Source organism: Arthrobacter sp. AIWTK1 (genome assembly GCF_056680535.1).
In genome coordinates this window covers 2522257-2547375 of sequence record NZ_CM155287.1, presented here as the reverse complement: position 1 = coordinate 2547375, position 25119 = coordinate 2522257, and the positions used below count along the sequence as shown (strand labels likewise).

23 protein-coding genes are annotated in these 25119 nt (G+C 65.2%); 16 read left to right on the top strand and 7 right to left on the bottom strand.

From position 1 onward, the window contains the following. Positions 1-73 precede the first annotated feature (73 nt). The 7 genes from AC1MDG_RS11625 (at position 74) to pdxS (ending at position 8851) form a co-directional block, all read left to right on the top strand. A complete protein-coding gene (locus tag AC1MDG_RS11625; RefSeq protein WP_479803997.1) occupies positions 74-391 on the top strand; it encodes a hypothetical protein in 318 nt (105 codons plus the stop codon). A gap of 157 nt (positions 392-548) precedes the next feature. Beyond that, positions 549-881, top strand: coding sequence for a DUF6504 family protein (locus AC1MDG_RS11620; RefSeq protein WP_479803996.1), 333 nt, complete (start codon positions 549-551; stop codon positions 879-881). Continuing rightward, on the top strand, positions 878-4378 hold the full coding sequence (locus AC1MDG_RS11615) for a DNA polymerase III subunit alpha (protein ID WP_479803995.1): 3501 nt from the start codon (positions 878-880) through the stop codon (positions 4376-4378). The genes AC1MDG_RS11620 and AC1MDG_RS11615 overlap by 4 nt, the downstream gene beginning before the upstream one ends. Positions 4379-4520: 142 nt before the next feature. Beyond that, complete coding sequence (gene thrS / locus AC1MDG_RS11610) at positions 4521-6530, top strand: threonine--tRNA ligase (RefSeq protein WP_479803994.1); 2010 nt, start codon at positions 4521-4523, stop codon at positions 6528-6530. Positions 6531-6551: 21 nt separating this feature from the next. Then, entirely contained in the window at positions 6552-7142 is a 591-nt protein-coding gene (locus AC1MDG_RS11605) for an HIT family protein (RefSeq protein WP_479809082.1), read from the top strand. Then, positions 7135-7758 (top strand): phosphatidylinositol phosphate synthase, encoded by a 624-nt coding sequence (gene pgsA, locus AC1MDG_RS11600; RefSeq protein ID WP_479803993.1) that lies wholly within the window; start codon positions 7135-7137, stop codon positions 7756-7758. Before AC1MDG_RS11605 ends, pgsA begins: the two co-directional genes overlap by 8 nt. Positions 7759-7924: 166 nt before the next feature. Then, the gene (gene pdxS, locus AC1MDG_RS11595; protein WP_043481916.1) at positions 7925-8851 is read left to right on the top strand and encodes a pyridoxal 5'-phosphate synthase lyase subunit PdxS; all 927 of its coding nucleotides are present in this window, start codon (positions 7925-7927) and stop codon (positions 8849-8851) included. Between the two features lie 136 nt (positions 8852-8987). Here pdxS and AC1MDG_RS11590 read toward each other — a convergent pair whose 3' ends face one another. After that, on the bottom strand, positions 8988-11000 hold the full coding sequence (locus AC1MDG_RS11590; RefSeq protein WP_479803992.1) for a M3 family metallopeptidase: 2013 nt from the start codon (positions 10998-11000) through the stop codon (positions 8988-8990). 73 nt (positions 11001-11073) lie between these two features. Here AC1MDG_RS11590 and AC1MDG_RS11585 point away from each other — a divergent pair, with 73 nt between their 5' ends. Beyond that, a complete protein-coding gene (locus AC1MDG_RS11585) occupies positions 11074-12357 on the top strand; it encodes a CapA family protein (RefSeq protein WP_479809081.1) in 1284 nt (427 codons plus the stop codon). Between the two features lie 23 nt (positions 12358-12380). Here the strand turns inward: AC1MDG_RS11585 and AC1MDG_RS11580 are convergent, their stop codons facing one another. The 6 genes from AC1MDG_RS11580 to AC1MDG_RS11555 form a co-directional block, all read right to left on the bottom strand. Continuing rightward, a complete protein-coding gene (locus AC1MDG_RS11580; protein WP_479803991.1) occupies positions 12381-12815 on the bottom strand; it encodes a protein-tyrosine phosphatase family protein in 435 nt (144 codons plus the stop codon). 137 nt (positions 12816-12952) lie between these two features. Next, positions 12953-13258 (bottom strand): hypothetical protein, encoded by a 306-nt coding sequence (locus AC1MDG_RS11575; RefSeq protein WP_479803990.1) that lies wholly within the window; start codon positions 13256-13258, stop codon positions 12953-12955. A gap of 605 nt (positions 13259-13863) precedes the next feature. Next, a complete protein-coding gene (locus AC1MDG_RS11570; protein ID WP_043481908.1) occupies positions 13864-14844 on the bottom strand; it encodes a S1C family serine protease in 981 nt (326 codons plus the stop codon). A 109-nt stretch (positions 14845-14953) separates the two neighbouring features. After that, positions 14954-15463 (bottom strand): NUDIX domain-containing protein, encoded by a 510-nt coding sequence (locus AC1MDG_RS11565; RefSeq protein ID WP_479803989.1) that lies wholly within the window; start codon positions 15461-15463, stop codon positions 14954-14956. A gap of 95 nt (positions 15464-15558) precedes the next feature. Then, entirely contained in the window at positions 15559-16281 is a 723-nt protein-coding gene (locus AC1MDG_RS11560) for a type 1 glutamine amidotransferase (RefSeq protein WP_479803988.1), read from the bottom strand. Further along, positions 16278-17567 carry a MurT ligase domain-containing protein gene (locus tag AC1MDG_RS11555; RefSeq protein ID WP_479803987.1) on the bottom strand — a complete coding sequence of 430 codons (1290 nt, stop codon included), beginning with the start codon at positions 17565-17567 and terminating at the stop codon, positions 16278-16280. The genes AC1MDG_RS11560 and AC1MDG_RS11555 overlap by 4 nt, the downstream gene beginning before the upstream one ends. 91 nt (positions 17568-17658) lie before the next feature. Here AC1MDG_RS11555 and pdxT point away from each other — a divergent pair, with 91 nt between their 5' ends. The 8 genes from pdxT to secF all read left to right on the top strand — a co-directional run bounded on the left by pdxT (position 17659) and on the right by secF (position 25091). Beyond that, on the top strand, positions 17659-18369 hold the full coding sequence (gene pdxT, locus AC1MDG_RS11550; RefSeq protein ID WP_390246254.1) for a pyridoxal 5'-phosphate synthase glutaminase subunit PdxT: 711 nt from the start codon (positions 17659-17661) through the stop codon (positions 18367-18369). Positions 18370-18372: 3 nt separating this feature from the next. Beyond that, positions 18373-19128 (top strand): YebC/PmpR family DNA-binding transcriptional regulator, encoded by a 756-nt coding sequence (locus AC1MDG_RS11545; RefSeq protein WP_043481897.1) that lies wholly within the window; start codon positions 18373-18375, stop codon positions 19126-19128. Positions 19129-19162: 34 nt separating this feature from the next. Beyond that, complete coding sequence (gene ruvC, locus AC1MDG_RS11540) at positions 19163-19741, top strand: crossover junction endodeoxyribonuclease RuvC (RefSeq protein ID WP_043481895.1); 579 nt, start codon at positions 19163-19165, stop codon at positions 19739-19741. A 92-nt stretch (positions 19742-19833) separates the two neighbouring features. Then, complete coding sequence (gene ruvA, locus AC1MDG_RS11535) at positions 19834-20478, top strand: Holliday junction branch migration protein RuvA (protein WP_479803986.1); 645 nt, start codon at positions 19834-19836, stop codon at positions 20476-20478. After that, entirely contained in the window at positions 20471-21559 is a 1089-nt protein-coding gene (ruvB, locus tag AC1MDG_RS11530) for a Holliday junction branch migration DNA helicase RuvB (RefSeq protein ID WP_479803985.1), read from the top strand. The genes ruvA and ruvB overlap by 8 nt, the downstream gene beginning before the upstream one ends. Before the next feature lie 225 nt (positions 21560-21784). Beyond that, a complete protein-coding gene (gene yajC / locus AC1MDG_RS11525) occupies positions 21785-22195 on the top strand; it encodes a preprotein translocase subunit YajC (protein ID WP_479803984.1) in 411 nt (136 codons plus the stop codon). A 115-nt stretch (positions 22196-22310) separates the two neighbouring features. Beyond that, positions 22311-24068 (top strand): protein translocase subunit SecD, encoded by a 1758-nt coding sequence (gene secD, locus AC1MDG_RS11520; protein WP_479803983.1) that lies wholly within the window; start codon positions 22311-22313, stop codon positions 24066-24068. After that, positions 24069-25091, top strand: coding sequence for a protein translocase subunit SecF (gene secF, locus AC1MDG_RS11515; RefSeq protein WP_479803982.1), 1023 nt, complete (start codon positions 24069-24071; stop codon positions 25089-25091). Positions 25092-25119: the final 28 nt, after the last annotated feature.

Here is a 25119-nt window from a genome sequence, read left to right as displayed (position 1 = left end):
GCCGCCTCATTAAGTTCGAATATACATTCTAATATTGTCGGGTTGCCGGAGTGGCTTCAATCCGCAGGCGCGCGTGCAACTCCCGTTCGGGGTGGCACTGCGGAGGGTGGCCGGGGAGCCGGATGTCTGCGCCATGAGCGCCATGCAGGACGAAGTTTTCGGCGGTCCGGTGTCGGTCAAGAACGCGGAAGCGCTCCTGCGTCGCCTGGCGGAAGGCGACGGGATGGAACTCTGGGTTGCCGAAGACCGCGGCTCAATTGTGAGCGCAGGCCGCCTGGAACCGGCTTGGCAAGGAGTGCTCCACAGCGATTCGACCGAGCACTCACGGCCCATCCTTGAACGCTGCGGGTTTCTCCGGGTCTCAACACACCCCTATCGTTGGCAGCGCTGAAGCCGGGCCGGACCGGGAGCATGGGTAGGTTTTGTCCGGGCTCCGGCGTAGACTTGATTTATTCGAAGATATATTCGAACTAATCATTTCAGGTTTCTACCTTCCGGCGGTGCGATCGCCCGTTACGGGAAGGGTAGTGCAGTTCCGGGAGGCGCCGATGGGCTTGTTCAGCGAGGGTGTCGACGTCGTCTGCACGCCCGCCGGCCAGCCGTACTCACTCACCTGGGCAGGGCGGCACTACACGGTCTGCGCAGAGCCCGTGCACTGGTTTGAACGCCGGGAGTGGTGGGTCGAGGAAACCCGGGCACCGCTGGGGACCGGCCCGGGACTGGTGGATCACGAGATCTGGCGCGTCCAGGTCCGGCCTGCCGATGCCAAAGCAGTACCGGAATCCCAGGAAACCCTCACCCTGGACCTGACTCGGAACATCGGCAGCGGGCGGTGGAGGCTGCTGAAGATCCACGATGCCCTGAGGCCGCAATCAGCGTGAGTTTCACACATCTTCACGTTTCCACCGCCTTCAGCGCCCACTATGGCGTCTCCTGGCCGGATGAGCTCGCCCAGGCGGCTGCCGCCGACGGGGCAACTGCTCTTGCCTGCACTGACAGGGACGGACTGTACGGCACCGTCAAACACCTCAAAGCCTGCATGGCGGCCGGTCTGGATCCCGTCGTCGGGGTTGACCTGGCGGTCTTTGACGACGACGGCGACCTCCGCACCCGGCTCGCGGGCCGCGTCGTCGTACTTGCCCACGGACACAACAACGGTGCCGGCTACCGCGCCCTTTGCCGGCTGATTTCGGATGCCCATGCCCGTACCTCCGGCAAAGCCGGGGGAGCGGTGCCCGTCGCGGTGACCCGCGCCGAAATCGCAGCCCGGGCACTGCACCCGGAAACCCTCGAACCTGTGCTGACCGTGCTGGTGGGGCCGGATTCAGACGTCGGCCGGGCAATGGGCGGGCGCCGGTACCTTCGCCCCCGCACACTCTTCAAACAATGGCTGGACGGTATGCCGAAAGGAACCGTGGCAGCCGAAGTGGTGTCACACCTCAGCGCACCCGGAGAACCGCTGAGCACCGCCCATGCCGTGCGCATGCTCAAGCTTGCCGCCGAGTACGGCGTTCCGGCAGTGCTGACCAACGCGGTGCGGTACTGCGCGGAGGACGGCGCGGCCACGGCGGACGTGCTGGATTCAGCCCGCACCTTGAAATCGCTGCCCGAACTGACGGCGGAGCCGTTGTTGCAGCCCAACGGACGGGGGTGGCTGAAAACTTCCGCCCAAATGCTCGAACTCGGCCGGGAAATCATCCATGCCGCGGGATACGGCACCACTGACCTAACACGGCTGTTCGGCCAAACCGAGGCGCTCGCGGACCGCTGCCGGATGGATCCCGTGACGGATGTGGGATGGAAGCAGCCGGTGGTTCCTGAAGCATCCGTCATCGGCATCGAGGGCGATCCCCTGGTTGAACTGACCCTGCGCTGCGAAGCGGGGATCGGCCGGCGGTTCCCGGGGATATCAGGGCGGGCCGAGGCGGAAATGCGGGGTCGGCTGGACCACGAACTGCGGATCATCGCCAACCTCGGGTTCGCCTCCTACTTCCTGACCGTGGCCGAGGTTTCCCGGATGATCCTGGACATGGGGGTCAGGGCTGCAGCCCGGGGCTCCGGCGCGTCCAGCCTGGTGAACTACCTCATCGATGTCAGCCAGGTGAACCCCCTGCAGCACGACCTCATCTTCGAACGGTTCCTTTCCCGCGACAGGGCAACACTTCCGGACATCGACATCGACGTCGAAAGTGCCGAGCGGCACAATGTCTACCGGCGGATCTTCGACCGCTTCGGATCGGAACGCGTCACCCTCATGAGCATGCAAAACGGCTACCGCGCTCGCGGTGCTGTCCGTGATGCCGGCATGGCGCTTGGCATGGATGACGGCGACATCGGTGAAATCGCCAAGCAGCTATGGAGATTCTCTGCCCGGAACTTCCGTGAAGCCCTGGTGGAAAAACCCGAGCTGAAGGAGTTCGCTGGCCGGGTGGAGCAGCGCGACTTCACCGAAAACCAGCAACTGGACCTGCTCGTCGACCTGACCGAGAGGCTGGACCGCCTGCCGAGGCACATCTCCATGCACCCCTGCGGTGTGATCCTTGGCGACGCCACCCTGCTTGACCGGACCCCCGTCCAGCCCAGCGGCCTCGGCCTGCCCATGAGCCAGTTCGACAAGCACGACATGGACCCGATGGGGATGCTGAAGCTGGATGTCCTAGGGGTCCGGATGCAAAGTGCCATGGCCTTTGCCGTCAGGGAAGTGGTCAGGCTGCACCCGTCCAAAGCGGAAGTGGCGGCGGCCGGCGATCATCCTCCCGGGCCGGACGGCACAGGGCCTGATTTCATCGCGGCTGACGGGCACATTGACCTCAACGCCGTACCCTTGGACGACGAACCAACCTACGAGCTGATCCGGAGCACTCACACCCTGGGCTGCTTCCAAATCGAATCCCCGGGGCAGCGGGAGCTGATCGGCAAGTTGGCGCCGCGTGAATTCAATGACCTCATCATCGATATTTCGCTGTTCCGTCCGGGGCCCATGAAATCGGACATGGTGCGGCCCTTTCTGGAACACCGCCACGGTTTTGCGCCGGAGGTCTATCCGCATCCGGACCTCAAACCCGTGCTCCAGGAAACCCATGGCGTGACGGTGTTCCATGAACAGATCCTGAAGACCTTCGATGTTATGACCGGCTGCGGGCTGGCCAGGGCTGATGAGTTCCGCCGCGCCCTGGGGAACGAAGTCCTGGAGCCGCAGGTGGAGGAGTTCTTCCGCAAGGAAGCCCGGGAAAGGAAATACGCCCCCGACGTGGTGGACAAGGTGTGGGGAACCCTGAAGGCTTTTGGCAGCTTCGGCTTCTGCAAGGCACACGGGGCTGCCTTCGCCGTGCCCACCTACCAGTCTGCCTGGCTGAAGGCCCACCACCCGGAGGCGTTCCTGGCCGGCCTGTGGGAACACGATCCCGGGATGTACCCCAAACGGCTCCTGGTGGCCGAAGCGCGGCGGATGGGAATCCCCATCCTGCCCCTGGATATCAACAGGAGCCAGGCTGAGTACCGCGTGGAGCGGGTCGCGTCCGGACCGGACCGGGGCAAGCTGGGCATCCGGCTGAGCCTGAACGGCATCTACGGGCTCTCAGGGGCTGAACTCAAAAGGATCGTGGCAGGGCAGCCCTACGACTCGCTGGCAGACCTGCGGGCCCGATCCAGGCTGAGCCGGCCCAGCATCAAGCGGCTTGCCCAGCTGGGAGCCTTCGACACCCTGCACCGCGAATCCGGGGGAGCCGCCAACCGGGCGGACCTCGTCCACCACCTCCAGGCCCTCCAGAACCGCCCGGGCAAGAAAGGCATCGAGGTCATCGACGGCCAGCTGTCGCTGCCCCTGGGCGATGTTGAACTGCGGAACCTGAAACCGGCACTTCCTGCTCCAAGCATGATGGAGAACGTCAGGGCCGAACTTGACCTGCTGGCAGTGGATGTCAGCGAACACCTGATGACAAGCCACCGGCCACTGCTCGACAAGCTGGGAGTCACCACGGCGGATAAGCTCCTGGGTCTAAGGAACGGCACCGAAGTACTGGTGGCCGGGGTCAGGGTCGCCACGCAGACGCCACCGATGCGTGGAGGGCGCCGGGTGGTTTTCATCAGCATCGATGACGGAACCGGCTGCGTGGACTCCGTGTTCTTCCATGAGGCCCAGGAACTGGCCGGTCCGCTGCTGTTCGGCACCCGGCTTCTGCTGATTCGGGGCAACACCCGCCGGACCGGACCGCGGGGGATCAGCATCAGCGCCACCATGGCGTGGGACCTCAGCCGCACAGAGACCCTCCCGTACCCGGTCCCGGCTTCCGGGATCCCGGAGCACCGGGAACCTGAGCTGCCCGGCCCCTTGGACGGAATCAGCCGCAACCTCGCCATCACCGGGCTGGGCAGCTGAGCTTCACTCCGGGAGCATCAGGCGCACACGCCGACGTGGCCGCTTTGGTCGCCCCATCTCTCAACCGATAGCATGGACGAGGCTGGCTGTGGTCCCCGTACGCCACAAGCTACGAAGCCTTAACTTTGAATAGGAGACACCCGTGTCAGATGCCCAGCAGATCACCCTCATCGTCGACGGCGAAGAGACCAAGGTGACTACCGGGACCACCGGCGCGGAACTCTTTTTTGAGCGCCGCGACGTCGTAGTGGCCCGAGTTAACGGCGAACTGAAAGACCTTGACCAGCCGCTCCCCGAGGGCGCGGACATTGAAGGCGTCACCATCGATTCCCCGGACGGGCTCAACGTCCTCCGGCACTCGACTGCCCACGTCATGGCCCAGGCCGTCCAGCAGCTTCGCCCTGACGCCAAGCTCGGCATCGGCCCCTACATCACGGACGGGTTCTACTTCGACTTCGACGTCGCCGAGCCGTTCACTCCGGAGGATCTGAAGACCCTCGAAAAGATGATGCTCAAAATCATCAACCAGAACCAGAAGTTCGTCCGCCGCGTGGTGTCCGAGGACGAGGCGCGCGAGGCCATGAAGAACGAGCCCTACAAGCTTGAACTGCTGGGCAAGAAGAACAACGCCGCCGACGCCGGTGAAGGCGTCAACGTCGAGGTGGGTGCCGGAGACATCACCATCTACGACAACGTGGACCGCAAGAGCGGCGACAGCGTCTGGTGCGACCTGTGCCGCGGCCCGCACCTGCCCAACACCAAGCTCATCTCCAACGCCTTCGCCCTGACCCGGTCCTCGGCCGCCTACTGGCTGGGCAACCAGAACAACCAGCAGCTGCAGCGCATTTACGGCACCGCCTGGCCCACCAAGGACGCCCTGAAGGCCTACCAGGAGCGCATCGCCGAGGCTGAACGCCGCGACCACCGCAAGCTCGGCGCCGAGCTGGACCTGTTCTCCTTCCCGGACGAGCTGGGCTCCGGCCTGCCGGTGTTCCACCCCAAGGGCGGCATCATCCGCAAGGCGATGGAGGACTACTCCCGTCAGCGCCACGTCGACGCCGGGTACGAGTTCGTCTATACCCCGCACATCACCAAGGGGCACCTCTACGAAGTCTCAGGCCACCTGGACTGGTACAAGGAGGGCATGTTCCCGGCGATGCACATCGACGCGGAACTGAACGAGGACGGCACCGTGCGCAAGCCCGGCCAGGACTACTACCTGAAGCCGATGAACTGCCCCATGCACAACCTGATCTTCCGCTCGAGGGGACGCTCCTACCGGGAGCTGCCGTTGAGGCTCTTCGAATTCGGTTCGGTCTACCGCTACGAGAAGTCCGGCGTGGTGCACGGCCTGACCCGTGTGCGTGGCATGACACAGGACGACGCCCACATCTACTGCACCCGCGAGCAGATGAAGGACGAGCTCACCACCACGCTGAACTTCGTGCTGGGCCTGCTCAAGGACTACGGCCTGGACGACTTCTACCTGGAACTCTCCACCAAGAACGAAGACAAGTTCGTGGGCGACGACGCCACCTGGGAGGAAGCCACCCGCACCCTCGCCGAGGTGGCCGAAGCCTCCGGCCTGGAGCTCGTCCCGGATCCGGGCGGAGCCGCGTTCTACGGCCCCAAGATCTCCGTCCAGGCAAAGGACGCGCTCGGCCGCACCTGGCAGATGTCAACGATCCAGCTGGATTTCAACCTGCCTGAGCGCTTCGAGCTCGAGTTCCAGGCCGCCGACGGCACCCGCCAGCGTCCGGTGATGATCCACCGCGCCCTGTTCGGTTCGGTGGAACGGTTCATGGGCGTGCTGACGGAACACTACGCCGGCGCTTTCCCGGCATGGCTCGCACCCGTACAGGTTGTAGGCATCCCGGTGGCGGAAGCTTTCAACGACTACATGTTCGACGTCGTCGACCAGCTCAAGGCTGCAGGCATCCGGGCCGAAGTGGACATCTCCTCCGACCGGTTCCCCAAGAAGATCCGCACCGCCAGCAAGGACAAGATTCCGTTCGTCCTGATCGCTGGCGGCGAGGATGCCGAGGCCGGAGCGGTGTCCTTCCGGTTCCGCGACGGCAGCCAGGACAACGGCGTACCGGTGTCCGAGGCTGTCCAGAGGATTGTCGAAGCCGTCCGCAACCGGACCAGCTAGCGAAGCGGAATGGCAGGCGACGTGCAGGAGAACTCAGGCGCTGGCGGGGGATATCCGGGCGACGGCGACGTGACCGATGAATTCGGTCTGGCCGGAGTTCCGGACGCTTTTCAGCGCCTGTGGACCCCGCACCGCATGGCCTACATCAAGGGCGGGCAGCACCAGTTCAAGAACAAGGATGACTGCCCGTTCTGTGTGGCCCCGGCCCGCAGCGACGAAGACTCCCTCATTGTTTACCGCGGGCGCACCGCCTACGTGGTGCTGAACCTGTTTCCGTACAACCCGGGACACATGCTGATCTGCCCCTACCGCCATATTCCGGATTACACGGACCTGACCGTGGAGGAAACGGCGGAATTCGCAGCACTGACGCAGACCTCCATGCGGGTCCTGCGGAAGGTCTCCAACCCCGGTGGTTTCAATCTCGGGATGAACCAGGGCGTGGTGGGCGGGGCCGGTATCGCGGGGCACCTGCACCAGCACGTGGTCCCGCGCTGGGGAGGGGACGGAAACTTCTTCCCCATCATCGCCCAGACAAAAGCGATCACGCAGACGCTCGGCGAGGTCCGCCAACAGGTCGCCGAGGCCTGGCCGGAAGACGAACATGCTTAACCGGCATGCCCGCGGGTTCTTCACCGCGCTGTTCTCCCCGCTGGCGCGCTGGCTCCTGAAGATCGGCGTTTCGCCGGACGCCATCACCATCGTGGGCACGGCCGGCGTCGTGGTGGGCGCACTGGTGTTCTATCCGTTGGGCCAGCTGTGGTGGGGCACGCTGTTTATTACCGCCTTCATTTTTTCCGACGTCCTCGACGGCATCATGGCGCGGATGCAGGAGCGCGGCGGCCGCTGGGGGAACTTCCTGGACTCCACCCTGGACAGGGTTGCCGACGGCGCACTCTTTGCCGGCCTTGCCATCTGGTTCTTCACGGGAGGCTCGGACCGCGCGATCGCCGTCGCCGCCGTCGTGTGCCTGGTGCTTGGCATGGTGGTGTCGTATGCGCGGGCTAAGGCGGAAGCCCTGGGTTTCCACGCCAACGTGGGCATTGCCGAGCGGGCCGAGCGGCTGGTATCCGTGCTGGTAGTCACCGGATTCACCGGGATCGGGCTCCCCAGTGTGGTCCTGCTGGTGACGCTGATCCTCCTGGCCGCCGCCAGCCTGGTCACCGTGGTCCAGCGGATCGCCACCGTCCACCGGCAGTCGCTTGAAGAGACCGGGCTGCCGGGGTAACCCGAATTCAGCTGCGTCGCGGCGTGGGACTAGTATTAGCTGTACCTGGTCATTGGATCCGGTAATCCGGTGTGTGCGCGGCGTGGCTTTTCCCGTCTGTGCCGCCGCCTGCGCCGGGACCGAGAGACCGGATCTACGTAACATCTAGCTACCCATAGGGGTTTTTGTGTCTACACCTGATGTAAGCAGCGAAGCCGGCTCGTCCGCCAACAGCGTCACGGGCAGCAACCGCGTCAAGCGCGGCATGGCAGAGATGCTCAAGGGCGGCGTCATCATGGACGTCGTCAACGTCGAACAGGCCCGCATCGCCGAAGACGCCGGTGCCGTGGCCGTCATGGCGCTGGAACGCGTTCCGGCCGATATCCGGGCCCAGGGCGGCGTGTCCCGCATGTCCGATCCGGACATGATCGACAAGATCATCGACGCTGTGTCCGTGCCGGTCATGGCCAAGGCCCGGATCGGCCACTTCGTCGAGGCCCAGGTCCTGCAGTCCCTCGGCGTGGACTACATTGACGAGTCCGAGGTCCTGACCCCGGCCGACTACGTCAACCACATCGACAAGTGGAACTTCAAGGTTCCCTTCGTCTGTGGTGCCACCAACCTCGGTGAGGCGCTGCGCCGCATCAACGAGGGCGCGGCGATGATCCGCTCCAAGGGCGAGGCCGGCACCGGGGACGTCTCCAACGCCACCGGGCACATGCGCCAGATCCGCTCCGAGATCGCCAAGCTTGCAGCTCTGCCCGAGGACGAGCTGTACGTTGCGGCCAAGGAACTGCAGGCCCCGTACGAACTGGTTAAGGAAGTTGCCGCAGCCGGCAAGCTCCCCGTGGTCCTGTTCACCGCCGGCGGCATCGCCACCCCGGCCGACGCCGCGATGATGATGCAGCTCGGCGCTGACGGCGTGTTCGTCGGCTCCGGCATCTTCAAGTCCGGCAACCCGGCCCAGCGTGCCGCCGCCGTCGTGAAGGCCACCACCTTCTTCGACGACCCCGACGTCATCGCCAAGGCCTCCCGCGGCCTGGGCGAGGCCATGGTCGGCATCAACGTGGACGAGATCCCGCAGCCGCACCGCCTCGCCGAGCGCGGCTGGTAACAGCTCCACAGCAGTACGACGGCGGCGGGCCACCTTTCAAAGGTGGCCCGCCGCCGTCGTTCGTTTCCCCGTCGATTGCTCCGTAGCTGCCCTTACCAGCGCCCAAAACGGCGTCTACGGAGCAATCGGTGAAGGATCAGTCCAATCCGCGGCGTTTCAGCAGCGGCTCCAGCCGGGCGTCCCGGCCGCGGAAGGCCCGGAACGAATCCAGCGGTTCGCGGCTGTTGCCGCGGGAGAGCAGTTCGGCCCGGAAGAAGTCGCCGTTGGCCCGGCTGAGTCCTCCGTTTTCCTTGAACCAGTCCACGGTGTCGGCATCCAGCACCTCGCTCCAAATGTAGGAGTAGTACCCCGCGGCGTAGCCGTCCCCCGCGAAGATGTGCTGGAAATAGCCGGTGCGGTACCGCGGCGGTATCAGGTGGTGCGCCACCCCGGCCGCCGCAAGGGCCTTGGCTTCGAACGCCAGGACATCCGCCGGGACGCCGGATTCGTCCAGGACATGCCAGGCAAGGTCCAGGAGCGCAGCACCCAGGTATTCCGTGGTGCCGAAACCTTCGCCCCACAGCTGCGACTCGTTGAGCCGGTCAACGATGTCCTGGGACAGGGGCTCACCGGTAACGTGGTGCCGGGCATAGCTGGCCAGCACTTCCGGCCACATGATCCACATTTCATTGACCTGCGACGGATACTCTACGAAGTCCCGCGGAACGGCGGTGCCGGAGAACCGGGGGTACGTCACGTTGGAAAACAGTCCGTGCAGGGCATGCCCGAATTCGTGGAAGGCGGTCCGGAGTTCGTCCAGGGTCAGCAGCGTGGGCTCTCCGGCCGGCGGCTTGGAAATGTTCAGGTTGTTGATCACCACGGGCTGCGTACCCAGTAGCGCGGACTGGTCCACCAGTGAGTTCATCCAGGCACCGCCTCGTTTGGATTCACGCGAGTAGTAGTCGCCCAGGAACAGGCCCAGTTCGGAGCCGTCCGCGTTGCGGACTTCCCAGACCCGGACGTCGGGGTGGTAGCCCTGGAGGTCGGTGCGTTCGTGGAAGGTGACCCCGTACAGGGAGGTGGCGGCAAAGAAAACGCCGTCGCGCAGCACCCTGTCCAGTTCGAAGTAGGGGCGCAACGCCTGCTCGTCCACGCTGTACCGCTCGCGCCGGACTTTCGCCGAATAGTATGCCCAGTCCCAGGCCTCCAAGGGGTGGCCCGCCACCTCGGCGAGGGTTGCCGCCTCGGCGTCGGCATTCCGGACCGCGGCGGGCGCCAGCCGGTTCATCATGGTCTGCACGGCTTCGAAATCCGGGGCGGTCTGCCGGTCCACGGTGAGTTCGGCATAGTTGGTGAACCCCAGCAGCCGGCCCTTCTCTGCGCGGAGCGCCACCATGGACTTCACCAGGTCCAGGACGTCGAGGGCGCCTCCGCTGCTTCCGCGGCTGATGGATGCCTGGTAGAGGCGGCGCCGGACCTCGCGGTTTTCCAGGGACGCCATGGCGGGCTGGTTGCTTGGCTGGATGAGCGTCAGCAGGTATTTCCCGTCGTGCCCCGCCGCACGGGCGGCTTCTGCGGCGCTGGCGACGTCGTCTGCCGGTAACCCGGACAGTTCAGCGGCGTCGTCCAGAAGCAGGGCGGAAGTCTTCATGGCCTCCTTGGTGCGCTGGCCGAATTCAGTGCCAAATCTGGACAACTCTGCGTTAACCGTCCTGAGCCGTTCCTGCCCCGCGTCATCGAGCTGGATGCCGGACTGGCGGAACTCCTTGAGGTACTCCTCCACGAGCCTCGCGGATTCTTCGTCGAGTCCGGCGGTGTCCACGGCGGAGAACCGGTCAAAGAGCCCCCGGTTCATGTAGATGGCGTCCTGGTGGGCGGAAAACTCGGGAGACAGCTCGGTCTCGAGGGCGCGGATTCCGTCCGAGGCGTCGGCAGAGACCAGGGTGAAGAACGAAGCCGCGGCGCGCTGAAGGAGCTGGCCCGAGCGCTCCATGGCCAGGGCCGTGTTTTCGAAGGTCGCAGGTTCGGAGTTGTCCACGATTGCCTGGATCTCAGCCAGGTGCTCTGCAAGGCCGGCACGGACCGCCTCGGAATAGTGGGACTCATCAATCTCGGCGAACGGGGGGAGCCCGTAAGGCAAAGGGCTGGGACTCAGGAGGGGGTTGGTCATGAAGCAACCCTTTCATGTAACGGGGCGGTTCTCAATGATGATTTTTCTGGGTTCCGGGATGCTCCGCCGTAGGATGGCGGCCATGGGGGAGTCGCAAGGGTGCTACCGAAAATCAACCGCGGGACGGGCTGTCGCGGCGTTTGGTGCTGCCGTCCTGCTGCTCATCGTGTCGGCGTGCGGCGTCATCGCGGGACAGGGCGCAGGCCAGCGTCCCGCAGATGGGGCAAGCACGACGGCGGCCGCGGCGCCGCCGTCGTCAGCTGCACCGGAGGTGCCGGCCCCCTCTCCGATGCCGACACCGGGCAAAGGCCCGGCCTGCGCCGCGGTCCGGTGCACGTCGGTGCTGGTCACCGGGGACATGCTGGTGCATGCCCAGTTGTGGGACCAGGCCCGTGCGGACGCTGCGGCGCTCGGAAAGCCCGGGCTTGATTTCACCCCGCTGCTTGAAGGCCAGCGGGCGTATATCGGGGCAAGCGACCTCGCCGTCTGCCACCAGGAAACGCCGGTCGCGGAGCCGGACGGGCCCTTCTCGGCCTATCCCTCGTTCAACGTGCCGCCGCAGATCATCACGGCGTCGAAGGACGTCGGCTACCAGGCCTGCACCACGGCCAGCAACCACACCATCGACCAGGGAACCAACGGCCTCGTCCGGACACTCGACGCCCTGGACGCCGCGGGCCTGAAACACACCGGCTCCTACCGGACCGAGGCCGACTCGCAGGGCATCCTGATCCTGCAAACCAATGCCGCCCGGATAGCCGTGATCGAGGCCGCCTACGGCCTGAACGGGCAATACCCCGAGCAAGCATGGCAGGTGGACATGCTGGACGCTCCGGCGATGATTGCCAAGGCGAAGAAGGCCAGGGTGCTGGGCGCGGACATCGTGCTCGGAGTGATGCACGCCGGTGACGAATACGCCAGCGCCCCGAACGCCCAGCAGCAGGACACGGCACATGCCCTGGTGGACAGCGGCGAGTTCACCATGATCTATGGCCACCACACGCACTCGGTGCTGCCCATTGAAAACTACAAAGGGACGTGGATCGTCTACGGGCTGGGCAACGGCGTCACCGAACTGTCCCCCTGGTATGCGGTGAACAATGAGGGCCTCCTGGTGCGGGCGCAGTTCAGCCAGGATGAATCCGGAAACTGGCGGGCCTCAGATCTGGCATGGGTGCCCTCGGTGATCGTCCGTGACCCCTACCGGTGGTGTTCCGTGGCTGCGGACGCGCCGCAGGGGCCTTGTGCCGGCGCCGAAGCTGACGCTGCCACGCGGTTGAGGACCAGGACGGTGGTGGAATCCATGGGTGCCGCCGCGGCGGGTGCACGGGAACTGATCATTTCCGAGGAGCGGTAAAGACGGCGGCAGGTGCTGCCGGGTCACTTGATCTTGCGGGCAACATGCCTGATGAACCAGTGCTGCCAGGGGGCCTCCACCGCCCGCCCGTACTGCTCACGTACGAACGTCGCCGCCTGCCCGGGCGGGATGCCGTCCATAACGGCGAGGCAGGCGAGGGCCGTTCCTGTCCTGCCACGACCGCCCTGGCAGGCGATTTCAACGCGCTCCGCTTCCGCCCGCAGCCATGCTTCCCGCAGGGCATCCATGGCATCGGTTTCGTCGACCGGCAGCCAGAAATCCGGCCAGCGCACCCACCGTTGCTCCCACCCCACGTGGGCCGGGCGCCTGCCGAGAAGGTACACGGCGAAGTCGGGGTCGGGACCCGGCGGCAGCGGCCGGCGCAGTCCCCGGCCGCGGATGAGCCGGCCGGAGGGGAACCTGACGACGCCGGCACCTTGTGGATCCCAGGTGTTCATGGATTGACTCTGGCATTCGATCGCCAGAACTGGAAGGGCGTGGCGCCCCAAGGGAGGGGCATCGCTGTGATGCGGTGCCCCTCCGTGCCGCCTCGGACCGGCCGGTCAGACCGGCTGCTCAGGCGGCCGCTGGCGGCCTAGCGGTGGCCGCGGCGATGGTCGTCGTCGCAATAGCTGTGGAAGTGCCAGCCACCCCGATGGTCCCTGTCACCCCTGTGGTGGTGCCAGTAGCCGTTCCTCTCACACCACCTGCGGTCGTGACGCCAGTCCCGCTTGTCATCGTCCTTCTTGTGGTCCGTGTAGCTCTGGTAGTTCTCAGCGGAAATCGTGACGGACTGCAGTCCCGTATCCGCTGCGGCGGGTCCGGCAGCCATTGCCGTCCCCCCGATACCAAGACCTGCGGCCAGCAGGGTTGATGCGAGTAGTCCCATTGACCTCTTCATGAGATCGTCCTAACTGTGGTTCATTCCTGGTGAAGGCAGCAGGCTGATCCGGGCAGGCGGAATCCCGGTGGTGAATAGCGTGACTTCCGGTGCGCCATGTGTGGACGGTGCCGGACTCAAGCTTCCTGTACGAATGCTTGCCTGCGGTTTGTGGCCCCAAATTTTGACGGCGATACGTTCCGTGAATCAGCTTGTGCCCCATTTTTGGCGACTCGATTCATCGCGGCAATGCAGAGTCCTGCCGCTTTTGGGAACCCCCGCACCCCGCGCTGCGAAATAGCGGCGTCGGTGCACGGTATCGATACGAGGGCACCCCCCGGTGCCTACCCCAATACCCCATTATCCGGGTTCCAGGAACAGTGGTCCGGTAACCCGGCTGTAATGCCGGAACATCGCCTGTCCGCCACGTTGCTGTAAACAGGGGAATGTCCACTAACAACGATAGCGGTGTGACCCAAATCAGAATAGGCGCAGGGGTTTATTACATGCGGGATTGCGGTATTCTCGAGGCGGGACAGGCTCATCATCTGCCTCTGTCGGGTTTGTGTGAAATTTGTGCCGTTTCGGGCGTTCGGCATCGTTCCGCCCCCAAGAGTCCGCGAATGTTACGGCGCGCTCATTTCGTCCGGCACGGCCACAACCTGCAGCTCCCTGCCGTCCCGGAGTGCTGAAATGTCCAACGGCGCCCCGATGGCCTCCGAAAAGAGCAGCTTCTGGAGACTCTCCGCATTCGAAACGGACTTCCGCCCGACGCTTAGCAGTACGTCCCCGGCGCGCAGGCCTGCACGTTCGGCAGGGGACCCGGGGAGCACCTCCACCACCAGGAGTCCGTCACGGTGGCCGGTCCGGACCACCGAACTGACGGGAAGCTGCACGGGCGTGTTCACGAGGCCGAGGTAGGCGCGCCGTACCCTTCCGTCCGAAAGGAGGGAGGCGATGATCCGGCGCGAGGTGGCGTTGATGGGAACCGCCAGTCCGAGTCCCGCTCCGGCGACCGCCGTGTTGATGCCCACGATCCTGGCCCGTGCGTCCGCCAGGGCTCCTCCGGAGTTGCCGGGGTTGAGCGCGGCGTCGGTCTGGATCACGTCCTCGATCACCCGGCGGTTGCGTCCGGACCACACGGGGATGGAGCGGCCCAGGCCGCTGACCACTCCGGCGGTCACTGATCCGGAGAGCCCCAGCGGATTGCCCACCGCGATGACCAGTTGCCCCACCTTGAGGAGTTCAGCGTCGCCGAACTCGGCCGGCTGGACCATGGGTGCCTTGCCGTGGATGACGGCGAGGTCGGACAGGGGATCGGCACCCACCACTTCCACTGCCGTCCGGGTGCCGTCGGCAAACACCGCGTGACCCTTTCCCGCCGAGCCCACCACATGCGCGTTGGTCACCAGGTAGCCGTCCGAGGTAAAAAGAACGGCCGAGCCTGCGCCCGCCCGGTACCGGCCGTTGCGTCCCGTGCCGGCCATTTCGACGGCGGCTACGTGCGGCGTGACGGTTTCCGCCACGCGGATGACGGTTGCGGAATAGGAATCCAGCGGGTCTTCGGTGGCGTTGGTTCCGTTGACTCCGCTGCTGACTGCCGCCATGGTGTGCCTCCTGACATGGTGCCTACCTATGTCAACGGCTGTGTTCGCGGCAGTAGTCCGGGCAAAGCTACGCCGTCAGAGAAACACTCAGGGAAATCAAGGGAGGAAATCAGCGGTGGTCATGCAGCAGCCGGCGCCACAGTTCCGGCCACGCTGTGGCGAACGCCGGATGGAGTTCCCGGTCTTCCACGGAACCGGCCGGCACCCACTTGAGCTCGATGCTCTCCGGATCGTTGATGGCCGGTTCAAATGATTCGACGACGCGCACCGCCACAGTGGTGTAGGACCAGTATCCGACGTCGAACACGGACGTAAAGAGGACGCGGACGTTGTCCGGCGGGACGGCCGCTTCTTCGTGGGCTTCGCGCAGGGCCCCGGCTATGGCGTCTTCGCCCTGGTGCAGCGCCCCGCCGGGCAGGCCCCAGGTGCCGCCATGGTGGCTCCAGGTGGCCCGGTGCTGCAGCAGGATGCCTTTGGCGGGATCCTGTACCAGGAGCCCGGCCGATCCGAAGCGGCCCCAGAATTTGCCTACTGCACCTTCCACCCAGGCGTCGCCTGGATCGCGCGGGCGGGACGGGTTGCGGAGGTGTTCCGGGAGGCCGGCGGATGCAGTGTCCATGGGTCCAGTTTCCCACGGTCCGTTGCGCGGCCGGTCACACAGCGTCACCGGCGCTTCGCGCGGCCGGAAAGGCAAGGCGACCGAGCCGGCGGGTCCTAGCGCGGCCGCCGTGCGGCGTGTTCGCGTGCCAATACCGCAAAACGGTCATCCGGGGCCCCCGGGCTGAAGCTGCCGTATTTGCGTTCGACGGCGGTACGGATCAGGAAGTCGGCAATGGCCGGGTTCTTCGGCAGGAGCGATCCGTGGAGGTAGCTGGCCACGATGTTCCGGTAGCGAGCCCCTTCCTGGCCGTCCTTGCTGTTGTTGCCGGTGCCCTTGGGGGTGATCCCGAGAGGCTGTACCCCGGGGCCGAGCGTGGTCTGTCCGCTGTGGTTTTCGTAACCCAGGATGTCGCCGAACTCGGGCGAGGACACAGTGACGTTCCCGATCAGGCGTTCGTCGGTTCCGTGCGTTTCGACATCCAGCACGCCGATGCCGGGAATGACTGATCCCGTGCGGGTTTTGAAGAATTTTCCGAAGAGCTGGTAGAGCCCGCAGATCAGCAGCATGGGCGTACCGGCTTCGGCCAGTTCCTTCAGGGTCGATTCCCGGGACAGCAGGTCGTCCTGGATGACCAGCTGCCCGCTGTCCTGCCCGCCGCCGCCCACGATGAGGTCAACGCCGGACGGGAACTCGTTGCCGACGTTGTATTCGAGGAGTTCCGGGGTGTAGCCGTGCCAGCGGAGGCGCTGCTGGAGCACCAGCGCATTGCCCCAGTCGCCGTAGATGTTCATGTCGCGCGGATACAGCTGCAGGACCCGAATGGTTCCCTTGCTCATGAGACCACCTCCACTGTGGTGATTTTGGCGAGCTCGCGGCGAATGGCCAGCATTGCGGTGTAAGTGCAGAAGATGCGCTTGGGTTTGCCTTTCGCCTCCCGGATAAACGCCGCGAGGGCAGGCGCGATCTCCGGGTTCACGGCACCGATGGTGACGTCGTCGTACTGCAGGCGAAGGGCCATATCGTAGGCCCGGGAACCGGTCAACTGGTCAACGCCGCCTTCGCGCAGTGAATCGAATTCCACATCCCACAGCCAGGACATGTCGCGGCCGTCCGCGTAGTTGTCGTTGATAGCGACCATGGTGGCGTAGCCGCCGGCCGGGAAGGACTTCAGGCCCAGGCGGAAACCGCTCGGGTTCTTGACGAGCACCAGGTCCAGGGGCAGGCCGTCAACCACCAGGCTTTCGCCGCGGCCGAAGGCGGGCGCAACCTGTGAAAGGGCCTTAAGGAGACCGTCGTGATCCGTCGGAGTGGCGCCGTTTCCGGCGATGCAGCGGGCCAGGACAAGCGCGGCCGCAGCGTTGAAGATGTTGTACACGCCACGGAGCTTCATCCCGGTGGTGACCGTGGCGCCGTCGTACTCAAAATCGGCGTCGTCCGTCCCGACCCGGCGAAGCACGACGTCGGCGTGCGGCTTTGCGGGGGCCGCCGGCACCGGGCTTCCGGGCCCGGCGCGCAGGTCGTCGTCGTTCGGGAACGTGCTCAGCAGGGAATCGTCGAGGCCGAAGTAGCGGACCTCCGGTCCGTCCAGGGTGTCGGCGATCCGGGCGACGCGGGGGTCCTCGCGGTTCAAGACCACTGTCCCGGTGGTCTTTGACGCGATGTGCTGCAGGAGCTGGGCGGTCTTGTCGATCTCGCCGAAGCGGTCCAGCTGGTCGCGGAGCACGTTGAGCAGCAGACTGTAGCGCGGCGGTACCTTGTTGACGAAGTGGACGGCGTGCGCCTCATCCAGCTCGAGCACGGCGATGTCCGCCTTCAGCCGGCCCCGCCAGTCGACGTCGCCCAGCAAAGCCGCGGCCACTCCGCGGGTGAAGTTGCTTCCGGTGCGGTTCGTAAAGACCTTCAGCCCCTGGCTTTCCAACAGTTCCACCACCATTTTGGTGGTGGTGGTCTTGCCGTTCGTTCCGCTGACGACGGCGACACCCAGCGGTAGGGTGGACAGTGTCCGCTGCATGAATCCCGGGTCGATTTTCTCCACCACGAGGCCGGGGAGGGCAGAGCCTCCGCCCCTGAGCCGGGAGACCCGGCGGACGAGCTTACCGAGCGGAACGCTGATGTAAAGCATGCTCAGTAATATATCCCAGTCGCGGCATGGAACCGGGCCGGGCGGCCCGTTCCGGCACGTCCCGGGCCTCGGGGACCACTATGCTGATTGGATGACCAACCCCCCTTCCACGGACTATTCCCGCGCGGGTGCAGGCCTGCGAATCGGTGTCCTGGCCCTCCAGGGTGACTTCCGCGAGCACCTGCGCGCTGCAGAGGCGACCGGCGCCACGGGCATCGGAATCCGGCGCCCGTCCGAGCTGGACGGCATCGACGGCCTGATCATCCCCGGCGGCGAGTCCACCGCCATCGACAAGCTCGCACGCGCCTTTGACCTTGCCGACCCCTTGCGGAAGCTCATCGCCGAAGGCCTTCCCGTATACGGCTCCTGCGCCGGCATGATCCTGCTCGCCGACGAGATCGCAGACCCCGCCACCGACCTGGCAGGGAACCCGCAGCAGACGTTCGGCGGACTGGACATCACCGTCCGCCGCAACGCGTTCGGCCGGCAGCGGGAATCCTTCGAAACCGATCTCGAGTTCCAGGGGCTGGGCTTCAGTGACACCGGTTCCGGCGTTGCCCCGGTGCACGCGGTCTTCATCCGCGGCCCCTGGGTGGAGCGTGTAGGCCCGGGCGTGGAGGTCCTGGCCCAGGTGGAACCCGCGGACCCGGCGCATGCTTCGCATGCGGCCGCCCTGCAGGGGACGGCTAGAATTGTTGCAGTGCGTTCAGGCCACCTGCTGGCCACCTCCTTCCACCCGGAAGTGACGGGGGAGAAGCGCGTGCATCAACTGTTTATTCGAATGATCAGAGGAGAAGCGTAAAGCATGTCAGGCCACTCCAAATGGGCGACGACCAAGCACAAGAAGGCCATCCTTGATAGCCGCCGGGCAAAGTCGTTCGCCAAGCTGATCAAGAACATCGAAGTCGCTGCCCGGATGGGCGGCCCGGATCTCGCGGGCAACCCCAGCCTGGAACTCGCCGTCACGAAGGCAAAGAAGACCTCCGTGCCCGCGGACAACATCGACCGCGCCATCAAGCGCGGAGCCGGCCTCACCGGTGAAGTGGTGGACTACACAGAGATCATGTACGAATGCCGCGGCCCGCAGGGTTCGGCACTGCTGATCGAGTGCCTCACCGACAACAAGAACCGTGCTGCCTCCGAGGTCCGCCTCGCTATTTCCCGCAACGGCGGCACCATCGCCGATCCCGGCTCCGTCAGCTACCTGTTCTCCCGCAAGGGTGTGGTCACGCTGCCCAAGAACGGCCTCAGCGAGGACGACGTCCTGATGGCCGTCCTGGACGCCGGCGCCGAAGAAGTCAAGGACAACGGCGAAACCTTCGAGATCCACTCCGACCCGAAGGATCTCCAGGCCATCCGTGACGCCCTCAAGGAAGCCGGGATCGACTACGACACCGACGAAGCGGAGTTCGTTCCCTCCATGGAGGTTCCGCTGGACCTCGACGCCGCCAAGAAGTTCATGAAGCTCGTGGACGCACTGGAAGAGCTCGACGACGTGCAGAACGTCTACAGCAATGCCGACCTCAGCGACGAAGTGCAGGCCGCACTGGAAGCCGAGTGATCCCGCAGCCCTGCTGTGAAACTGAGGCCCGGCCTTGACCCTCCGAGTATTGGGAGTCGACCCGGGCCTCACCCGTTGCGGCATCGGCGTCGTGGACGTCGAGAAGAACCGGCGCGCCACCATGGTGGCCGTCGGTGTGGTGGGCACGTCGCCGGATGAGAGCCTGGACCAGCGGCTGCTCGTTATTGCCACGTCCATCGACGACTGGCTGGACCGCTACGAACCCCACGTCCTGGCCGTGGAGCGGGTGTTCTCCCAGCTCAATGTCAGCACGGTGATGGGGGTCGCGCAGGCGTCCGGCGTCGTGATTGCCGCGGCCGCCCGGCGCGGTATCCCCGTTGCCCTGCATACGCCGTCGGAAGTCAAGGCCGCCGTCACCGGCAGCGGTACCTCCAACAAGGACGCCGTCACGAAACTCGTCACCAAGATCCTCCGGCTGGATGCCCCGCCCCGCCCGGCGGACGCCGCCGATGCACTGGCGCTGGCGATCACGCATGCGTGGCGGGCCGGGAGCGGGGCTGCCATAGCCACTACCGGTCCCGGCAGCCAGTCGCTGACGCCGGCCCAGCGTGCGTGGGCCGAGGCGGAAGCCAAGGCGCGCCGTGCACGGTGAATGTCGGCGCCCCTTGCTAGGGTATTCGTAGATATGTTCGGATAGCCGGTTTCGTGCCGGCTGCATTTTGCTGTAGACCCAGGAGCCCGGCCTTGATCAGTTTTCTCCGCGGAACCGTAGCGCACGTCGGGTTGTCGTCCGCCGTGATCGACCTCAACGGCGCCGGCATGAGCGTTAACGCCACGCCGCAGACCCTGAGCGGGCTGCGCACCGGCGAAGAGGGCAAGCTCTTCACGTCCCTTATTGTGCGCGAGGATTCGCTGACGCTGTTTGGTTTCGCCAGCGACGACGAACGCGAGGTCTTCGATGTCCTGCTGAGCGTCAGCGGCGTAGGGCCGCGCCTGGCCCTGGCCGTGCTGGCCGTCCACGATCCCGAGGCGATCCGCGTAGCTGCGCACACCGGGGACGGCAAGGCCTTCACGAAAGTCCCCGGAATCGGACCCAAGGTCGCCGGCAGGATCGTCCTGGAACTGGCCGGGAAACTGGTGCCGCACGGGACCGGCGCAACGGCGGCTCCTGCAGCATCTGCACCCGCACCGTGGAAGCCGCAGGTGGTAGCGGCCATGACGAGTCTTGGCTGGTCCGAGAAGGACGCCACCGCAAGTATCGACAAAGCACTGTCGGACTCGCCGGAACTCGAAGCCGCCGGCCAGGTGGCCGAAATCCTGCGGGCCACGCTGCGCTGGCTGGGCCAGGACGGCGCGCGTGCGGGCAACAGGGTAGGCAGCCGTGGCTGATTCCTCCCTGGTGGGCGGGGGAGAGGAGCCCGAGGAAAGAGTCATTGAGGCGGCCCTCCGGCCCAAGAACCTGCACGACTTTGTCGGCCAGCACCGGGTCCGCAAGCAGTTGTCACTGGTCCTGGAAGCGTCGCGGATGCGCGGACGCAGTGCCGACCACGTCCTGCTTTCCGGTCCGCCCGGCCTCGGCAAGACCACCCTGTCCATGATCATCGCCGCAGAGATGAATGCTCCGCTGCGGATCAGCAGCGGACCGGCCATCCAGCATGCCGGCGACCTTGCCGCCATCCTTTCCTCGCTGTCGGAAGGGGAAGTCCTGTTCCTGGATGAGATCCACCGGATGTCACGTCCGGCAGAGGAAATGCTGTACATGGCCATGGAGGATTTCCGTGTGGACATCGTGGTGGGAAAAGGCGCGGGCGCCACCGCAATTCCCCTCGAACTTCCTCCCTTCACGCTCGTGGGCGCCACCACCCGGGCCGGACTCCTTCCGGGGCCGCTGCGGGACAGGTTCGGATTCACGGGCCACCTCGAGTTCTACTCCGTGGAGGAACTCGAGCTCGTCCTCAGGCGGTCGGCCGGGCTTCTGGACCTCAAGGTCAATTCGGCGGGCTTCAGCGAAATCGCCGGCCGGTCGCGGGGCACGCCCCGCATTGCCAACCGACTGCTTCGCCGGGTCCGTGACTGGGCGCTGGTCCATGGCATCGAACAAATCGACGCCCGGGCCGCGTCGGCTGCCCTGGACATGTACGAAGTGGACAAGAGGGGCCTGGACCGGCTGGACCGTTCCGTCCTGGAAGCCCTTATCACCAAGTTTGGCGGCGGCCCGGTGGGACTTTCCACACTGGCCATTGCGGTGGGCGAGGAACCGGAGACAGTGGAAACCGTTGCGGAGCCCTACCTTGTCCGTGAGGGGCTGCTGGGGCGGACACCCCGCGGCCGCATCGCCATGGCGCCGGCCTGGACGCACCTTGGCTATGCGGTTCCGGAAGGAGTATTCGGCCAGGAGGCGCTGGCGTTGTTCGAAACGGAAGCCCTCGGCGTCGAGCCGGTGGCGGAGTGGCTCCCCAACGGCCAATAGCAGCGTCCGGCTGACTTTCCCTTTAGACTGGGATGACGCTCGGCACGTTCGGGTCTTTGTTTCCGTGCGCGGCTGCATGCAGCCGCTCTGGACCGGTTGGGATGTCCGCTGCGCCGGAGAGCACATTGTGTTGCCGGGCCATCCGCCGGGCCGCAGCCGGAGCAAAGCCGAGGTTGCTGAATACCGGCTACAAAAGCAAAAGAATGGAATTTCCCCTTGGATCCAATGACAATTCTCCTGTTCGTCATGCTTGGCGTGTTCGTCTTTATGATGTTCCGCCGCAACAAGAAGACGCAGCAGCAGCAAGCGGAGCTCCAGTCGAAATTCGGTGTCGGCGTTGACGTCATGACAAGCTTCGGACTCTTCGGCCGCATCGTCGAGATCGACGAAGCCGAAAACAAGGTTGTGCTGGAACTTTCCCCCGGCAACCTGGCCACCGTGCACCGCCAGGCCGTCACTAAGATCGTTGAGCCAGTCGCCGTCGCCGACGAGCCCACCGTTGTTCCGGACGATGCTTCGTCCCTGACCGTTGCGGAAGCTGACCGCGCCGACGCCGTCAACCGCCCGGAACCCATCAATGAGACGCCGGAAGAATCGCTGAAGCGTCTCAACGAAGAAGGCAAGAAAGACAGCTAGTCTGGCGTTCCCGCCAAGTCCCGCTAAGTAGAACGAACGACGGCCGCGGGCTGCCGCCGGTGTGTGAGCCCAGCTCACCCCGGCGGCTCCTCCGTAAACAATAGAAAGATCGACAATGGCACGTACTGGCCCCAAAAACTCAGCACTCAGGGTGCTGGTCTGGCTCGGCGTTATCCTCGCCGTTATGACTGCCGTGCTCGCCGGCGGCACCATGTCCGGCCAGGCCAGCTGGGCACCAAAGCTTGCACTCGACCTTGAAGGCGGGACCCAGATGATCCTGGCGCCCAAGGTGGAGGGCGGTTCGGACATCAACGAGGATCAGCTCAACCAGGCCGTTGCGATCATCCGCCAGCGCGTGGACGGCTCAGGCGTGGCGGAAGCTGAAATCAGCACGCAGTCCGGCCGCAATGTGGTGGTCAGCCTCCCGGGCACGCCTTCCAAGGAGACCCGCGCCCTCATCCAGGCCTCCGCCGACATGAACTTCCGGCCCGTGCTGCAGGCGGGCCCCGGCGCCGCTGTGCCCGCGGAATCACAGACGCCGGAAGACAAGCTGCCCAAGCCGACGGCCGCGCCGACCAACAGCAGCGACGTCAACTGGGTGACGCCGGACGTGTACAAGAAGTTCGAGACCCTGGACTGCGACAACCCGTCGCAGGACAAGCAGGAGCGTTCGGACCCCGCCAAGCCGTTGGTCACGTGTGAGCCTGCAACGGCCACGTCCCCGGCCATCAAGTACATCCTGGGTCCGGTGGAAGTGAAGGGCTCGAACATCAAGTCCTCCTCCTTCCAGCTGCAGCAGGGCGCACAGGGTGCCGTCACCAATGAATGGGCAGTGAACATCCAGTTTGACGAGGCAGGAACAGCCAAGTTCAAGGAAGTCACCGAACGCCTGTACCAGTTCTTCGTGGCGGCCGGCGGCGAATCCGGTAACGATCCCAAGGCCCAGTTCGCGATTGTCCTCGATGACCAGGTCATCTCCGCCCCGCGTTCCCTCGCAGTGATCACGGACGGCCGTCCCCAGATCACGGGCGGTTTCACGGAGGATACAGCGAAAGCACTGTCCGATCAGCTCCGGTTCGGCGCACTCCCCATCAGCTTCGATATCCAGAGCGAACAGCAGATTTCCGCAACGCTGGGCGGTGAGCAGCTCCGGATGGGTCTGCTCGCGGGCCTGATTGGCCTGCTCCTGGTGGTGGTCTACTCGCTCTTCCAGTACCGCGCGCTGGGATTTGTCACGATCTTCTCCCTCGTGGTTGCCGGAGCGCTGACCTACTTGGCCATTGCCATCCTGGGCTGGACCGAAAACTACCGGCTGTCACTCGCCGGCGTCGCCGGCCTCATCGTGGCCATCGGCCAGACAGCCGACTCCTTCATTGTCTACTTCGAACGAATCCGTGATGAATTGCGCGAAGGCCGCGGCCTGGTCTCCGCCGTGGAGAACGGCTGGAAGCGTGCCAAGCGCACCGTCCTGGCGTCGAAGGCAGTGAACCTGCTGGCAGCACTGGTTCTCTACTTCGTGGCCGTGGGCAACGTACGCGGCTTCGCATTCACCCTGGGCCTCACGGCCATTGCCGACCTCATCGTCGTGTTCATGTTCACCCACCCGACCCTGCAGCTCCTTGCCCGAACCAAGTTCTTTGGCGAGGGCCACAAGTTCTCCGGCCTCGACCCGAAGCGCCTCGGCGCCGTGCCTCTCTACCGTGGTGCCGGCAGGATCCGCACGCCGGAGGACAAACCGGCCGTGGTGCGCGCCAAGAACACCGGAGCAGCCGCCGAAGCGGAGCGCCGGATGACCATTGCAGAACGCCGACTGGCGGAAAAGCAGCAGCAGCTCGCCGGTTCCTCCAAGAGCACGTCCAAGGAGGGTAAGTAAATGACCACGAATTTTGCCACGTTCGGTAATGAGCTCTACACGGGCAAGCGCTCGTACAACTTCGTCGGCGCCAAGAAGATCTGGTTCCTGATTGCGGCCGTTGCCGTGGCGTTGTCCATCCTCCTCCCGGTGGCCAAGGGCGGATTCAACCTCGGCATCGAGTTCCGGGGCGGGTCCGAATTCACCGTGTCCAACGTGAAGACCACGGATGCGTCCCTCGGCGAAAAGGCCGTCCAGGACGTTGTGGAGGGCAGCATTCCCCGCGTGGCCAACGTTGCCGGCAACACCATGCGGATCCAGACGGACAAGCTCACCGATGACGAAACCCTCCGGATCAAGGAGGGGCTGACCACCGCCTACGGCGTCACGGACAACGAGGTGACCTCCACGTTCGTCGGTCCCACCTGGGGTGCGGATGTCACCAAGCAGGCCCTCCTGGGCCTGGTGATCTTCGTTGTCATCGCGGCGGTCCTGATGGCGCTGTACTTCCGCACCTGGAAGATGTCGCTTTCGGCCTTGGCCGGCATGCTCGTGACCATGTTCGTTACGGCGGGCGTTTACGCCCTCAGCGACTTCGAAGTCACGCCGTCCGCCATCATCGGGTTCCTGACGGTGCTCAGCTACTCGCTGTACGACACAGTGGTGGTGTTCGACAAGATCCGCGAGAACACCGCAGACATCGAGGCCTCCACCCGCCGCACCTTTGCGGAGGAGGTCAACCTGGCCGTCAACCAGACCCTGGTCCGGTCCATCAACACGATGATGGTTGCCATCCTTCCCGTCGGTGCGATCCTGTTCATCGGGGCCGGCCTCCTGGGCGCCGGTACCCTGCGTGATCTTTCGCTGGCCCTCTTCGTTGGCATCCTGATCGGTACCGCGGCGACCATCTTCATCGCGGCCCCGCTGTACGCATGGTTGCGCCAGGGCGAACCGCAGTTGGTCAAGCAGGCCGAACGCGTTGATCGCCGCCGGGCCGAGTCTGCTGCCAAGGAAACGGCAGCGCCGGAGACTGCAACAACCTGAGCTGTCCGTGCCTGAAGGGCCGGGCTCC

Bases quoted from the DNA above. Each gene is read 5' to 3' on its own strand.
- AC1MDG_RS11570 (WP_043481908.1), bottom strand. From the start codon at position 14,844: ATGGCGGCAGTCAGCAGCGGAGTCAACGGAACCAACGCCACCGAAGAC.
- AC1MDG_RS11590 (WP_479803992.1), bottom strand. From the start codon at position 11,000: ATGACCAACCCCCTCCTGAGTCCCAGCCCTTTGCCTTACGGGCTCCCC.
- AC1MDG_RS11555 (WP_479803987.1), bottom strand. From the start codon at position 17,567: ATGCTTTACATCAGCGTTCCGCTCGGTAAGCTCGTCCGCCGGGTCTCC.
- pgsA (WP_479803993.1), top strand. From the start codon at position 7,135: ATGCTTAACCGGCATGCCCGCGGGTTCTTCACCGCGCTGTTCTCCCCG.
- secD (WP_479803983.1), top strand. From the start codon at position 22,311: ATGGCACGTACTGGCCCCAAAAACTCAGCACTCAGGGTGCTGGTCTGG.
- AC1MDG_RS11560 (WP_479803988.1), bottom strand. From the start codon at position 16,281: ATGAGCAAGGGAACCATTCGGGTCCTGCAGCTGTATCCGCGCGACATG.
- AC1MDG_RS11620 (WP_479803996.1), top strand. From the start codon at position 549: ATGGGCTTGTTCAGCGAGGGTGTCGACGTCGTCTGCACGCCCGCCGGC.
- AC1MDG_RS11575 (WP_479803990.1), bottom strand. From the start codon at position 13,258: ATGAAGAGGTCAATGGGACTACTCGCATCAACCCTGCTGGCCGCAGGT.
- secF (WP_479803982.1), top strand. From the start codon at position 24,069: ATGACCACGAATTTTGCCACGTTCGGTAATGAGCTCTACACGGGCAAG.
- yajC (WP_479803984.1), top strand. From the start codon at position 21,785: ATGACAATTCTCCTGTTCGTCATGCTTGGCGTGTTCGTCTTTATGATG.
- AC1MDG_RS11580 (WP_479803991.1), bottom strand. From the start codon at position 12,815: ATGAACACCTGGGATCCACAAGGTGCCGGCGTCGTCAGGTTCCCCTCC.
- AC1MDG_RS11545 (WP_043481897.1), top strand. From the start codon at position 18,373: ATGTCAGGCCACTCCAAATGGGCGACGACCAAGCACAAGAAGGCCATC.
- pdxT (WP_390246254.1), top strand. From the start codon at position 17,659: ATGACCAACCCCCCTTCCACGGACTATTCCCGCGCGGGTGCAGGCCTG.
- AC1MDG_RS11585 (WP_479809081.1), top strand. From the start codon at position 11,074: ATGGCGGCCATGGGGGAGTCGCAAGGGTGCTACCGAAAATCAACCGCG.
- AC1MDG_RS11565 (WP_479803989.1), bottom strand. From the start codon at position 15,463: ATGGACACTGCATCCGCCGGCCTCCCGGAACACCTCCGCAACCCGTCC.